Source organism: Xanthomonas sp. F14 (assembly GCF_014199865.1).
The window spans coordinates 528125-541052 of the sequence record NZ_JACHOM010000003.1; the positions used below are offsets into that span (position 1 = coordinate 528125).

Here is a 12928-nt window from a genome sequence, read left to right on the forward strand (position 1 = left end):
CGATGGCCGCCCGAGATCCGGTTCCTTTCACCCGTGACGACACCGCCACGCGCAATCGTCCATTGCGCGCCGAAACGCCGCCGGCCGACTATTGGCGCCGCTGGGCCGACGAGACCGCGGCGGCGTCCACCGTCGCCGAGCCGGTGAGCGCGGCCATCATTCCGGCGCCGGCGCTCGCTGCCGCACCCGCAATGATCCTGCCGATGGCGCCAGCGCAGTCCGCTGCACAAGGCAGCAGCGCGCACGCGACGGCCGCAGCGCCGACGCCAACGACCGCCTCAACCCCGCGCGAGGGCGATGACAACGCCGCCGCCGACGCGCCGTACCGCGTGCTGATCGTCGAGGACGACCGCTCGCAGGCGCTGTTTGCGCAGAGCGTGCTGCACGGCGCCGGCATGCATGCACAGGTGGAAATGACCGCCGCCAGCGTGCCGCAGGCGATCCAGGACTACCACCCGGATCTGATCCTGATGGACCTGCACATGCCCGAGCTGGACGGCATCCGCCTGACCACCCTGATCCGCCAGCAGCCGGGCCAGCAGTTGCTGCCGATCGTGTTCTTGACCGGCGACCCCGATCCGGAGCGTCAGTTCGAAGTGCTCGACAGCGGCGCCGACGATTTTCTGACCAAGCCGATCCGTCCACGCCACCTGATCGCCGCGGTGTCCAACCGCATCCGCCGCGCCCGCCAACAGGCGCTGCAGCAGGCCGGCGAACCGGTCAGCGTGCGCAGCAATCCGGAAACCGGCCTGCCGACGCGCGGCCATGTGATGGAACTGCTGGCCGATGCGCTGGCGCGCAAGCAGGCCGGCGGGCTGTTCTTCATCGAAATCGCCAGCGCGCTCGGCCTGCGCGAGCGCTACGGCTATGCCGCCTACGAGCGTCTGATGACCCAGGCCGGGCATCGCCTGGCCAGTGCCGCGCACCCGTATCCGCTGGCGCGCTTGAACGACAACAGCTTCCTGTTGCTGGGCGTGGACATGCCCGAATCCAGCCTGGAACAGCATGCGCTGGAGATCCGCCAGCGGCTGTCGGCGCATGCCTTCCCGGTGCGCGAGGAGGAATCGGTGCACGTGCGCTGCGCCATCGGCGTGGCACCGCTGGGCCTGGGCTTCGACGACACCGGCAGCGCGCTGGAAGCGGTCGAGCGCACCGCGCTGCAGGCACGCCTGCGCAGCGACGGCGTGCAGGCCTATCTGGCCCCCAGCCAGGCCGAACAGCAGGAGCAACTGCGCCTGGTGGAAGGCCAGCTCGAACTGGCCTATCAACCGATCGTGGCGGTGGCCGGCGGCGACACCGCGCAATACCAGGTGCTGCTGCGGCTGCGCCAGGCCGACGGCACGCTGCTGTCGGCCGGCCAGGTGATTCCCGCCGCCGAAGCGGCCGGACGCATCGCCGATCTCGACCAGCAGGTCATGGATCACGCGCTCGGCCTGCTGCATCTGTACCAGCACGCCCACCCGCCGCTGCGGCTGTTCGTGTCGCAGTCGCCGCGCACGCTGGCGCGCGATGCCTTTGCCGACTGGCTGCTCAAGGCGCTGCTCGAGCGCGGCGTGGCCGGGCAATCGTTGATCGTCGACCTGCGCCTGGACGATGCCCTGATCCACGCGGTCACCGTGCAGCAGTTCTGCGCCAAATTGATGCCGGCCGGTGTGCAGTTCTGCCTGAGCCAGTTCGAGCCCGGCGACGAGGCCAACGCGCTGCTGGACCAGTTGCCGCTGAGCTTCGTGCGCATGGCCAACCGCTTCGCCGATGCCCACGGCAACACGGCAGTCCGCGACGAACTGCGCAGCGTGATCAATATCGCCCATCAGCGCGGCCTGCTGATCATCGGCCAACGCATCGAAGATCCGCAGGCGGCTGCGGCGATGTGGATGAGCGGCGTGGACTTCATCCAGGGCAACCTGGTGCAGACGGTCGGCAAGGAACTGGACTTCGACTTCACGAACGCGGTGCTCTGAGTGACAGCGCGGGCAGGAGGCCTCCGCGCCTGGAGCAGCCTGGCCACGCTGACCGCGCTGGTCGCTGCGCTGGGTGCGGGCCTGCAGTGGTCGGCCATCGACGGGCCGTGGCGCGCAGTGACGGCGCTCTCTGCAGCACTGGCAGTGGTATTCGGTCTGGGCGCTGCCGTTGCCGGCTACCGCAGCGCGCGCGCGCAGTACGCCCTGTTGCAACGCCTGGAGGAAGCCGACCTCGCGCGTGAGCGCCTGCAGCAGGAACTGCAGCGTCACGGCGCGCTCGAACAGGAACTGTTGCGCGCCAAGCAGGCCGCCGAGGCCGCCACGCTGGCCAAGGGCGAATTCCTGGCCACCATGAGCCACGAAATCCGCACCCCGCTCAACGGCATCATTCCGATGCTGGAACTGATCTCCAGCGGCCAGCTCAGCCTGGACCAGCGCGACATGCTGCAGACCGCCACCGGCAGCTCGCTGCAACTGCTGCGCATCGTCGACGACATCCTCGACTACTCCAAACTCGAAGCCAACAAGCTCGAACTGGAGATCACCACCTTCAACCTGCGCGAGCTGCTCGACGGCGTCGTGCAGCTGCTGCAGCGCACCGCTGAAGGCAAGCAGCTGCGTGTGGGGTTGGATATCGAACCGTCGGTGCGCCTGCTGGTGCGCGGCGACCCGATCCGCCTGCGCCAGGTGCTGGGCAACCTGATCGGCAATGCGATCAAGTTCACCGAGCGCGGCAGCGTCGACATCCAGCTGCGTCGCCTGGGCGAGACCCGCGCCCAGCATCTGCTGCGCTTCCAGGTGCGCGACACCGGCATCGGCATCGCCCCGGATCAGCAGGCACGCCTGTTCCGCTCCTTCGCCCAGGCCGACGCCTCCACCACGCGCCTGTACGGCGGCACCGGCCTGGGACTGGCGATCTGCAAGCGCATCATCGACCTGATGGGCGGCCGCATCGGCGTGGAGTCCGAGCCCGGGCGCGGCGCCACGTTCTGGTTCGAAATCCCGCTGCTCAAGGTCATCGGCGACCTGCAGCAGAACGCCGGCGCCGATGCCGCGCGAGTGATGGTGATCAGCTCCGACACCCGCCTGTTGCAGCGCCTCAAGCGCCTGCTGGACAGCTGGGGCGTATCGCACGTGCTGATGGAAACCACCCAGGAAGCGCTGGAGCGGGTGCGTCGCCACAGCGACAGCGAAGGCTTCCGCTGCGTCATCGCCGACCACGACACGCTGCGCTACAGCGCACGCGCCGTGCATCGCGCACTCGCGCGCCCGGACGACCTCAGCGGCGCACGCCTGATCTGGCTGTACGGCGACGAGCCGGTGCCGTCCGAGCTGCAGGACAATGCCACCCTGGTGCCGCGCCAGAGCCCGGACGAGACCCTGCGCTCGCTGGTGCTGCCGCCCGAGCCGAGGCCGGCCCACGCGGCCACGCTGGCCGCGGCGATGATTCCCGAGCCGATGGCGCCGGCGCTGGCCAACGCGCGCGACGTGCGCATCCTGCTGGTGGAAGACAACCCGGTGAACCTGCTGGTCGCGCAGAAACTGCTGGCCGTGCTCGGCTTCGACGCCGATACCGCCACCGATGGCGAAGCCGCGCTGAGCAGCATGGAGTCCACCCGCTACGACATGGTCTTCATGGATTGCCAGATGCCGGTGCTGGACGGCTATGCCGCTACCCGCCGCTGGCGCGCGATGGAAACCGAGAGCGGCGGCCGCCCGATCCCGATCGTGGCGATGACCGCCAACGCCATGGCCGGCGATCGCGAACGCTGCCTGGCCGCCGGCATGGACGACTATCTGTCCAAACCGGTCGCCCGCGAGCAGCTCGACGCCTGCCTGCAACGCTGGCTGCCGCGCCAACCGCTGCTGCCTGGCCCGGCCATCGGCAGCCAGGCAGCGGGCGATCCCGAAAGCGTTAGCGCCGCGCAGGCGCGCGCCCTGCCGATCCTGGACAACAGCGTGATCGATGAGCTGTACGAGGTGGCGGGCGCGGACACCATCACCATCCTGCAGCTGTTCCTGGAAGACGCACCCGGCATCATCGAGCGCCTGGAAACCGCAGCCACCAACCGCGACAGCATGCAGCTGCGCGATCTGGCGCATACGCTCAAATCCTCAAGCGCCAATGTCGGCGCCCAGGCGCTGGCCAATGCCGCGCGCCGGATCGAACTGGCCGCGCGCACCGGCACCATCGAACGCCCCTCGGTGATGGTGGCGCTGGTCATCGCCGAATACGCACGCGCCCGTCTGGCGCTGCTCGGCCAGGTCGCCCGCCTCCAGGCCAAGGCCCGCACAGCCGGCTGAACCGCGCAAGCCTGCAGCCGACGACAACAACCGCCAGGCAACACAGTCGAAGACATCCCGCGAAGAAAAATTCCGCCCTGCTCCGCCGCGGCGAAAAGGCAGGGCTTGCGCGCCACTGGCGTGCGTGCCCTGGAGCGCCTGCGTCGCAGACGCGGGCCCGGGGGCGCGGAAAGAGGTGGGGGTTGAGGTGCGCGCAGCCAAATGCGGCCAGCCACAGCGACAGCACGACACCCATGCAGCGCCTGCATGCTCCCCAGCAGTGCAAGCGCCTACTGACTCACCCCATTGCGCTGATCCCGACACAACGCCGACCAGCACCGCGCTGAGCGCCCTCAGTCGTCCAGCTTGGTCAGCAGGTAATTCGGCTCGCCGATGCGCGCCACCAGATCCAGCTGCGTTTCCAGCCAGTCGATGTGCTCTTCTTCCGATTCCAGGATGTCCACCAGCAGCTGGCGGCTGACGTAGTCGTTGACGGTCTCCGCATAGGCCACGGCCTCGCGCAGCACGGCAACTGCCTCGCGCTCCAGCGCCAGATCGCAGCGGAACATCTCGGTGGGGTTCTCGCCGATGCGCAGCTTGCCCAGCGCCTGGAAATTCGGAAGTCCTTCGAGGAACAGGATGCGGTCGGACAGCTTGTCCGCATGCTTCATCTCGTCGATGGATTCCTTGTACTCATGCTCGGCCAGTTCTTTCAGGCCCCAGTTCTTCAGCATCTTGGCGTGCAGAAAGTACTGGTTGATCGCAGTGAGTTCGTTGTAGAGCACCTTGTTGAGGTACTCGATGACCTTGGTATCGCCCTTCATGCGATGTCTCCGAGACAGTGAGCCGGCCGCACTGTAGCGCGTTGCCGCGGCGCATGAAGGAACGCGAATCGTGATCAGTTGCGCGACGCCTGCCCGCCCGCAGGTGGCCGGCAGATGGCCTGTTGCACGTAACGTGCGCATCGATCATTCGCCGAACGATCGCGCGCTGTCGATCGAACGGCAACCGCAGGGTTACGACCTGACCGCATTATGGTCAGCCAGGAAGGCGACCTATCGATCGCGCCTTGGCGGCGCGACAGAACGACTGTAGAGCGAGCCAGACCGGCAACCTGCTCGCGGCAGTCCGTTACCGACAGTGCGCGAGCACAGCGGAAGGCGCTCAGGCAGCGCTGGCAAGCCCCAGCATGGGCAACGGCAGCGCACGGCTCGCATGGGCCTGGCTCAGCACGTCGCCCGCCATTTCCAGGCACGACCCACAGTTCGAACCACAGCCGGTGCGCATGGTCAGCTCGGCTAGGCTGGCGCAGCCATTCTCGGCCGCTTCGCGGATCTGGTGGTCGGTGACCCCATTACAGATGCAGACGTACACGGTATCGGTCGGGTGCTGGCGATCCGGAGAGGACCGGCGCTGATTGCACCGCAAACGAGAATAGGTGTCAATTCCAAACGTTAATCATTATTAATCCGTACCGCACGAGGCCCGCCCCGCTTGCGTAGACGCTTGCGCGGACTGTCGTGCCCGGCCGCGCTGCTGCCCGGCAACCAGGCCTCCAGCGCGCGCTCGGGCATCACCCCGACCGCCGCAGAGCCCGCGATGGTCTGCGCCAGCGGAGCCAGATGACGCAGCGCGCGCGCATAGACCCCACGCTTGAACATCACCACATGCTCGACCGGATACCAGAAATCCACCCAGCGCCAGTGGTCGAACTCCGGCGTGTCGGTGTGGTCGAGCTTGAGATGGGATTCGTGGCCGGTGAACTGCAGCAGGAACCAGACCTGCTTCTGGCCGATGCAGACCTGACGCTCATTGCGCCGCACTGCCCGGCTCGGCAGGCGATAGCGCAGCCATCCGGGGGTGGCACCGAGCAATTCGACATGCTCGGGCAACAACCCGGTTTCTTCGCGCAACTCGCGGTACATGGCTTCTACGGGTGTCTCATCGGTATTCATGCCACCTTGCGGGAACTGCCAGCCGTCCCTGCGCACACGTCGTGCCCAGAACACCTGACCATCCTCTCGCATCAGCACGATGCCGACGTTTGGCCGGAAACCGTCCGGATCGATCACGATGCGGACTCCTGAAAATCTACTGTCACCGACTCTGCCACGGCGACGGCCGGCTCACAAGCTGAAAACGAAATGCTTGACAACACGCGGGCGCTTGGTAAGAATTACCGGCTCCCTAGGCTATGTAGCTCAGCCGGTTAGAGCACAGCACTCATAATGCTGGGGTCGGTGGTTCGAGTCCACCCATAGCCACCAAGGTTTTCAGGCCCACCTGGGCATGCAATACTCTTGGTTCAACACGTTTTATTGCCCCGTCGCCAAGCGGTAAGGCACCTGACTCTGACTCAGGCATTCGGTGGTTCGAATCCATCCGGGGCAGCCAAACACGAAAGGTCCGATCTGACGATCGGGCCTTTTTTGTTGCCCGATTACTGCTTGCCGGCATTCGTGCAGCAAGCATTCCCGCCCCAAGGCCGAACAGCGATCACCGAAGGCGACACCCACCCTGGTCGAAAATGGATCCCGGGTCAGACAGGCACCAATAGTCAGGCACAGAGCCCGGCCACCGCGGCATCACCCCATGCCGCCGTGCGTAGGCGCAGCGGCCGGTACACACGAGATGACCAGCCAGCGTTTGCGAAAGTCACCAGACCTGGGCAAGGAAAAATCTGCCTCGACATAGCAGGCCACCGACTGCAGGCACCCACTGCGCAGGCCCCAAAACGACAAAAGCCCGGCATGGCCGGGCTTTTGAAGCAGGCGCCCCGGCGAACCGGGACGCAACAAACGCAATGGATCAGCGCTTGGAGAACTGGGTCGCGCGACGGGCCTTGTGCAGACCGACCTTCTTACGCTCGACTTCGCGGGCGTCACGGGTCATGAAGCCGGCCTTGCGCAGCTCGGACTTCAGGGTTTCGTCGTACTCGACCAGCGCACGGGCGATGCCCAGACGGATCGCACCGGCCTGGCCGGTGGTGCCGCCGCCGGAGGCGGTGACCAGGATGTCGAAGCTTTCGGTGTTCTTGGTGAGTTCCAGCGGCTGACGCACGATCATGCGTGCAGTCTCACGGCCAAAGAACTCGTCCAGCGGACGGTCGTTGACGGTGATGTTGCCGGTACCCTTGCGCAGGAACACGCGAGCGGTGGAGGACTTGCGGCGGCCAGTGCCGTAGTTTTGCGTGATAGCCATGATTAGATATCCAGAACTTGCGGCTGCTGGGCGGCGTGCGGATGCTCGGCACCCGAATAGACCTTGAGCTTGCGGTACATGGTGCGGCCCAGGGGGCCCTTCGGCAGCATGCCCTTGACGGCGATTTCGATCACGCGCTCCGGGTGGCGCTGCAGCGCCTGCTCCAGGCTCTCGGTCTTGAGGTTACCGATGTAGCCGGTGAAGCGGTGATACTTCTTGTCTTTCAGCTTGTTGCCCGTGACCACGATCTTTTCGGCATTGATCACCACGAGGTAATCGCCGGTATCGACGTGCGGGGTATAAACCGGCTTGTGCTTGCCGCGCAGGCGGCGGGCCAGTTCGGTGGACAGACGGCCGAGCGTCTTGCCGGCGGCGTCAACGAGATACCAGTCGCGCTGGACGGTCTCGGACTTGGCGGTGAACGTAGTCATGAGAAAACTCTTGAGTGGTCGGGCGGATTGCAGCGGCAATGACCGCTGGAACTTTGCCACGCGTTGTGAAGGCGAAACAGAAGAGGCGGGATTGTACGGGACGATACAAGGCCACGCAAGTCGCCTGCTGGCTGGAGCGCTGGCGGTTGGCAGCGGCTCGGTCCGGGGCCAGAATCGGCGCATGACCCAGATCTCCTCTTTCCGACTGCATGGCCCGCTCGACCGGCTGCTGGTCGAAGCCCAGCGCGCGCTGGACACGGTATTCGGCAATCCGCCCGCCGAGCGGCCCAACCCGGCCGCCGACACGCCCGACGTCGCACTGGAACCGGACCAGCGTCGCCACGCCGCCGGCTTGATGCGGATCAACCACGTCGGCGAAGTCTGCGCGCAAGGCCTGTATTTCGGACAGGCCGCGGTCGCCCGCGATGCCCAAACCCAGCACCATCTGCTCGAGGCGGCGCAGGAAGAAACCGACCATCTGGCCTGGTGCGCCGACCGCCTGCACGAGCTGGACAGCCGCCCCAGCCTGTTCAACCCGCTCTGGTACGCCGGCAGCTACGCGCTCGGCGCCCTGGCCGGATTGCGCGGCGACGACTGGAGCCTGGGCTTCGTGGTCGAAACCGAGCGCCAGGTCGAGGCCCATCTGGATGAACACCTGGAAACCCTCCCCGAGGGCGACCAGCGCAGCCGCGCGATCCTGCGCGTGATGAAGATCGACGAAGCCCGCCACGCCGACCAGGCCGAACAGGCCGGCGCGCGCACTCTCCCACCCCCGATCCCCAGCGCCATGGCCCTGGCCTCCAAGCTGATGAAAGCGGTGGCGTACCGGCTGTAGCCGGGGGGATTGGGGATTGGGGATTGGCGGCTGGCGACGCCCAGCAAACCGTGCCCCACACCTCGCAACACCCCGTTGGAGCAGAGCCCCCTTCTGTTAAGGGGGCGCGCCGAAGGCGGGGGGATAGGCTGCTACGAAGTGGGGCCCAAGGTTTGCGCAGCAAACCTTGGGGGGCAGGCCTGCGAAGCAGGACTGACCACGACTAGCCCACCAGCTTCAGCCCGATCACCCCGGCCACGATCAGGCCGATGCAGGCCAGACGCGACCACGACGCGCTGTCGCCGAACAGCGCGATGCCGGCGATGGTCACGCCCAGCGCGCCGATCCCGGTCCAGATCGCGTAACCGGTGCCGACCGGGATGGTCTTCAGTGCCTGGGTCAGGAACCACAGGCTGATGCCCGCCAGACCGATCGTCAGCACGGTCGGCCACAGGCGGGTGAAGCCGTCGCTGTACTTCAGGCCCATGGCAAAACCGATTTCGAACAGGCCGGCCAGCAGCAGATAGATCCAGGGCATCGCATTACTCCTCACTTGAAAAACGCACAAAAAAAAAGCGGCCCAGTGTTTGCACACTGGGCCGCCGTCGGCTGTGGAACGCGAGGTCATCGCGTGGCGGGCCGTCCCGCCTTGGTTCTTTCGCGCGCCTGCAGGCAGGTCGCGCAACAGCTCGCTCGCTGCGCTTACTCGCTCAGGTTGCGCCCGTGGAACAGTTCTTCGATCTCGCGCTTGAGCAGCGTTTCGATCTTCATGCGCTCCTTGAACGAGAGGTTCTTGGCGCGCTCCTCGAACAGGTACTGGTCCAGGTCGAAGTCCTTCAGGTGCATCTTGGTATGGAAGATGTTTTCCTGATAGACGTTGACATCGAACATCTCGTAGCGCGACTTCACGTTCTTGGCGAGGAAGTGCTGGATCGAGTTGATCTTGTGATCGATGTAGTGCTTCTTGCCCTTCACGTCGCGGGTGAAGCCACGGACGCGGTAATCCATGATCACGATGTCCGACTCCAGACTCTCGATCAGGTAGTTCAGCGCCTTCAACGGCGAGATCACGCCGCAGGTGGCGACGTCGATATCGGCGCGGAACGTGGCGATACCTTCCTGCGGATGCGTCTCGGGGTATGTATGGACAGTGATATGACTTTTGTCCATATGAGCGACCACGGCATCGGAGATCAACTCCTTGCCGGCCTGCTTCTTGTCGATGACGGGCTCTTCCGAGATCAGGATCGTGACCGATGCGCCCTGCGGATCGTAGTCCTGTCGTGCGATATTGAGGATGTTGGCGCCAATGATCTCGGCAACATCGGTCAGGATCTGCGTCAGACGATCGGCGTCGTACTGCTCATCGATGTATTCGATGTAGCGCTGACGCTCCTCTTCGGTACGCGCGTAACAGACGTCGTAGATGTTGAAGCTCAACGCCTTGGTGAGGTTGTTGAACCCCTGTAGCCTCAGGCGAGGCAACGGCTTGACCACGTCGGTCTGTCCTTATGGAAGGCGGGAAAGGAAACAATTATGAGCCAAAGATCCCAGCAACGAAATGCCGACGTTAAGAATGGTTTACCTTGCATGACTCATGCCGTTAAGCTTCAGGAATTACACGCGGAACTACCATGAGCCCAGGAAACACGACGGTTGTGACTACGACGGTACGTAACGCTACCCCTTCTCTGGCGCTGGACGCGGGCACGATCGAGCGTTTCCTGGCGCACAGCCATCGCAGGCGCTATCCGACCCGGACCGATGTGTTCCGGCCGGGAGACCCGGCTGGCACCCTCTATTACGTGATCAGTGGCTCGGTGAGCATCATTGCCGAGGAAGATGACGATCGTGAGTTGGTGCTGGGCTACTTCGGTAGCGGCGAGTTCGTCGGCGAGATGGGGTTGTTCATCGAATCCGATACCCGCGAGGTGATCTTGCGCACCCGCACCCAGTGCGAGCTGGCCGAGATCAGCTACGAGCGGCTGCAGCAGCTGTTCCAGACCAGTCTGTCGCCGGATGCGCCCCGCATCCTGTACGCGATTGGCGTTCAGCTGTCCAAGCGGTTGCTCGACACCACAAGGAAAGCCAGCCGCCTGGCGTTCCTGGACGTGACCGACCGCATCGTGCGCACCCTGCACGACCTGTCCAAGGAGCCGGAAGCGATGAGTCACCCGCAGGGCACCCAGCTGCGCGTATCGCGGCAGGAACTGGCACGTCTGGTGGGTTGTTCGCGCGAGATGGCCGGGCGCGTACTCAAGAAGCTGCAGGCCGACGGCCTGCTGCATGCACGCGGCAAGACCGTCGTGCTCTACGGCACCCGCTGATCGGTTGTGGTCGCGGCTGGTGCAGCACTGCACCGGCCGCAACTTGAACCGTATGCCGCACGGCATGCGGACTGATGCAGTCGGCGCGCGGCGCCGCCGCGTGCCATGCATTACTAATTGCTTACCCTTCCCTGCTGCTCCGGCCGGCTTGGCGTGACCAATAAATCTTGGTGAACAGCCACTGGATGCGCGCGAATCAATCCGTGCCTCTGTGCGGTAGCTGCCAAGTTCGAATACCTGCCGTGCCCGCCAGGCTGCGCGCCGCTACCGGCGCCAGGCGCTACAGCGCCTTGCCACCGCGATCGCGACATCCCCAGTTGAGGATCGGCGTGCCGGCCGGCAGCACCTGCCGGAACAGCGCTTCGCGATTGGCCTTCGGATTGACCACCACCGGCGCGCGCGCGGCCTTCAACAGCGGCAGATCCGCGGTGCTGTCCGAATAGGCAATGGCGATGTCGGCGTAGCCGCGCTCGCGCAGCATGCGCATCTTCTCTTCGTTGTGGCAGTGACGTCGCGCGGTGACCGCGCCCAGACGCGGACCGACCAGGCTGCCGATCACCGGCACGTCCTGATGGGCGACAAAGCCGAGAATGGCGCGCGCCAGTTCCGGCGGCGCGCCGGTGGCCACCACCACGCGGTCGCCGGCAGCGCGGTGGTCGGTGAACACCTTCAAGGCGTGCGGCAACAGGCGCTGCCGGATCTGCGCTTCATGCTTGAGCACGTACGCATCGATGAAGCGGTTGAACTCGCGCGTGCGGTGCAGGCCGAAGGTGGCGATCCACACATACCCGGACACGCCGCGGCGGCGGGTCGGCAGCATCGCCACCATCGGGCCGAGGATCGGCGAGGCCAACAGCGCCACCAGCAAACGCAAGGGGTTGCGCTTGATCAGCCAGGCGAACAGATGGCTGCCGGAGTCGCCGTCATACAGCGTGTGGTCGAAATCGAAGACCACCAGCGGTGCGTCGTCGCGCGGTACGGGATACGCCTCAGTCATGCGCAAAGAATAGCTGACGCAGCGACTCGCCGGGTTCGGGCGCGCGCATGAAGGTCTCGCCGACCAGAAACGCGTTCACGCCGTGGCTGCGCATCAACTGCACATCGGCCGGAGTGACGATGCCGCTTTCGGTGACCAGGATGCGGTCGCGCGGCACGGCGGCACGCATGTCCAGCGTGGTCTGCAGCGTCACTTCGAAGGTGCGCAGATTGCGGTTGTTGATGCCCACCAGCGGTACCGGCACCTGCACCGCGCGCTCGAGCTCGTCGATGTCGTGCACTTCCACCAGCACGTCCAGGCCCAGCTGCATGGCCAGGCCGGAGAGCTCGGCCAGTTGCCCATCGTCCAGTGCCGAGACGATCAGCAGGATGCAATCGGCGCCGAGCACGCGCGCCTCGTAGACCTGGTAGGGGTCGACGGTGAAGTCCTTGCGCAGCACCGGCAGCGTGCAGGCCTCGCGCGCCTGGCGCAGATAGGCATCGGCGCCCTGGAAGAAGTCCACATCGGTCAACACCGACAGGCAGCTGGCGCCGCCGAATTCATAGCTGACCGCAATGTCGGCCGGGTGGAAGTCGGGCCGGATCACGCCCTTGGACGGGCTGGCCTTCTTCACCTCGGCGATCACCGCCGGCTCGCCGGCGGCGATGCTGGCCTGCATGGCGGCGGCAAACCCGCGCGTGAGCGGCAGGTCGGCGCTGCGCGCGATCAGCTCGGCCAGCGGCACGCGCGCACTGCGCTCGGCGATTTCTTCGGCCTTGCGGGCAAGGATGGTGTTGAGGATATCGCTCATCGTATCGGGTCCTGGCGGTCGGGCATTATCGGTCAAGACGGCCGCAACCGGCCGCCACGCGCCAGCCCCCAGCATGCCAGCGGTCATGATCAAGATGCCGCCGCATGCCTGCCGGTGCAGTGGG

General features: G+C 65.6%; 13 protein-coding genes and 2 tRNA genes. 6 read left to right on the forward strand and 9 right to left on the reverse strand.

The annotated features are described in order from the left end of the window. The first annotated feature begins 2 nt into the window (after nucleotides 1–2). Both GGR73_RS13625 and GGR73_RS13630 read left to right on the forward strand, forming a co-directional pair. Complete coding sequence (locus GGR73_RS13625; protein WP_184457372.1) at nucleotides 3–1961, forward strand: EAL domain-containing response regulator; 1959 nt, start codon at nucleotides 3–5, stop codon at nucleotides 1959–1961. Between the two features lie 39 nt (nucleotides 1962–2000). After that, a complete protein-coding gene (locus tag GGR73_RS13630) occupies nucleotides 2001–4265 on the forward strand; it encodes an ATP-binding protein (RefSeq protein WP_166771808.1) in 2265 nt (754 codons plus the stop codon). A gap of 332 nt (nucleotides 4266–4597) precedes the next feature. Here the strand turns inward: GGR73_RS13630 and bfr are convergent, their stop codons facing one another. The 3 genes from bfr to GGR73_RS13645 form a co-directional block, all read right to left on the reverse strand. Next, nucleotides 4598–5068, reverse strand: a complete 471-nt coding sequence (gene bfr / locus GGR73_RS13635) for a bacterioferritin (protein ID WP_005990707.1) — start codon at nucleotides 5066–5068, stop codon at nucleotides 4598–4600. 340 nt (nucleotides 5069–5408) lie between these two features. Next, nucleotides 5409–5618, reverse strand: coding sequence for a (2Fe-2S)-binding protein (locus GGR73_RS13640; protein WP_024938191.1), 210 nt, complete (start codon nucleotides 5616–5618; stop codon nucleotides 5409–5411). Nucleotides 5619–5698: 80 nt separating this feature from the next. After that, the gene (locus GGR73_RS13645; RefSeq protein WP_184457374.1) at nucleotides 5699–6316 is read right to left on the reverse strand and encodes an RNA pyrophosphohydrolase; all 618 of its coding nucleotides are present in this window, start codon (nucleotides 6314–6316) and stop codon (nucleotides 5699–5701) included. A 118-nt stretch (nucleotides 6317–6434) separates the two neighbouring features. On the opposite strand from GGR73_RS13645, the gene GGR73_RS13650 reads away from it, so the two are divergent. Then, nucleotides 6435–6511: transfer RNA gene (locus GGR73_RS13650), tRNA-Met, on the forward strand. A 52-nt stretch (nucleotides 6512–6563) separates the two neighbouring features. Then, nucleotides 6564–6638, forward strand: a tRNA-Gln gene (locus GGR73_RS13655). A 414-nt stretch (nucleotides 6639–7052) separates the two neighbouring features. Here GGR73_RS13655 and rpsI read toward each other — a convergent pair. Both rpsI and rplM read right to left on the reverse strand, forming a co-directional pair. Further along, nucleotides 7053–7445, reverse strand: a complete 393-nt coding sequence (rpsI, locus tag GGR73_RS13660) for a 30S ribosomal protein S9 (protein WP_016902423.1) — start codon at nucleotides 7443–7445, stop codon at nucleotides 7053–7055. Nucleotides 7446–7447: 2 nt separating this feature from the next. After that, entirely contained in the window at nucleotides 7448–7876 is a 429-nt protein-coding gene (rplM, locus tag GGR73_RS13665; RefSeq protein WP_003483082.1) for a 50S ribosomal protein L13, read from the reverse strand. A gap of 181 nt (nucleotides 7877–8057) precedes the next feature. Here rplM and coq7 point away from each other — a divergent pair, with 181 nt between their 5' ends. Then, nucleotides 8058–8711: a 2-polyprenyl-3-methyl-6-methoxy-1,4-benzoquinone monooxygenase gene (gene coq7, locus GGR73_RS13670; RefSeq protein WP_184457376.1), complete on the forward strand. Its 654-nt coding sequence runs from the start codon at nucleotides 8058–8060 to the stop codon at nucleotides 8709–8711. A 202-nt stretch (nucleotides 8712–8913) separates the two neighbouring features. Here the strand turns inward: coq7 and GGR73_RS13675 are convergent, their stop codons facing one another. Beyond that, a complete protein-coding gene (locus GGR73_RS13675) occupies nucleotides 8914–9228 on the reverse strand; it encodes a DMT family transporter (protein ID WP_003483069.1) in 315 nt (104 codons plus the stop codon). 164 nt (nucleotides 9229–9392) lie between these two features. After that, the gene (gene speD / locus GGR73_RS13680; RefSeq protein WP_005990692.1) at nucleotides 9393–10187 is read right to left on the reverse strand and encodes an adenosylmethionine decarboxylase; all 795 of its coding nucleotides are present in this window, start codon (nucleotides 10185–10187) and stop codon (nucleotides 9393–9395) included. A gap of 137 nt (nucleotides 10188–10324) precedes the next feature. On the opposite strand from speD, the gene crp reads away from it, so the two are divergent. Further along, on the forward strand, nucleotides 10325–11017 hold the full coding sequence (crp, locus tag GGR73_RS13685) for a cAMP-activated global transcriptional regulator CRP (RefSeq protein WP_024938194.1): 693 nt from the start codon (nucleotides 10325–10327) through the stop codon (nucleotides 11015–11017). A 280-nt stretch (nucleotides 11018–11297) separates the two neighbouring features. On the opposite strand, the gene GGR73_RS13690 is transcribed toward crp, so the two are convergent. Next, a complete protein-coding gene (locus GGR73_RS13690; RefSeq protein WP_016902427.1) occupies nucleotides 11298–12014 on the reverse strand; it encodes a haloacid dehalogenase-like hydrolase in 717 nt (238 codons plus the stop codon). After that, nucleotides 12007–12879: an indole-3-glycerol phosphate synthase TrpC gene (gene trpC, locus GGR73_RS13695; RefSeq protein WP_456362973.1), complete on the reverse strand. Its 873-nt coding sequence runs from the start codon at nucleotides 12877–12879 to the stop codon at nucleotides 12007–12009. The genes GGR73_RS13690 and trpC overlap by 8 nt, the downstream gene beginning before the upstream one ends. Nucleotides 12880–12928: the final 49 nt, after the last annotated feature.

Excerpts from the sequence above, each read along its gene's own strand:
- GGR73_RS13625 (WP_184457372.1), top strand. The coding sequence starts at position 3 with ATGGCCGCCCGAGATCCGGTTCCTTTCACCCGTGACGACACCGCCACG.
- bfr (WP_005990707.1), bottom strand. The coding sequence starts at position 5,068 with ATGAAGGGCGATACCAAGGTCATCGAGTACCTCAACAAGGTGCTCTAC.
- rpsI (WP_016902423.1), bottom strand. The coding sequence starts at position 7,445 with ATGGCTATCACGCAAAACTACGGCACTGGCCGCCGCAAGTCCTCCACC.
- rplM (WP_003483082.1), bottom strand. The coding sequence starts at position 7,876 with ATGACTACGTTCACCGCCAAGTCCGAGACCGTCCAGCGCGACTGGTAT.
- coq7 (WP_184457376.1), top strand. The coding sequence starts at position 8,058 with ATGACCCAGATCTCCTCTTTCCGACTGCATGGCCCGCTCGACCGGCTG.
- GGR73_RS13675 (WP_003483069.1), bottom strand. The coding sequence starts at position 9,228 with ATGCCCTGGATCTATCTGCTGCTGGCCGGCCTGTTCGAAATCGGTTTT.
- crp (WP_024938194.1), top strand. The coding sequence starts at position 10,325 with ATGAGCCCAGGAAACACGACGGTTGTGACTACGACGGTACGTAACGCT.
- GGR73_RS13690 (WP_016902427.1), bottom strand. The coding sequence starts at position 12,014 with ATGACTGAGGCGTATCCCGTACCGCGCGACGACGCACCGCTGGTGGTC.
- trpC (WP_456362973.1), bottom strand. The coding sequence starts at position 12,879 with ATGCTGGGGGCTGGCGCGTGGCGGCCGGTTGCGGCCGTCTTGACCGAT.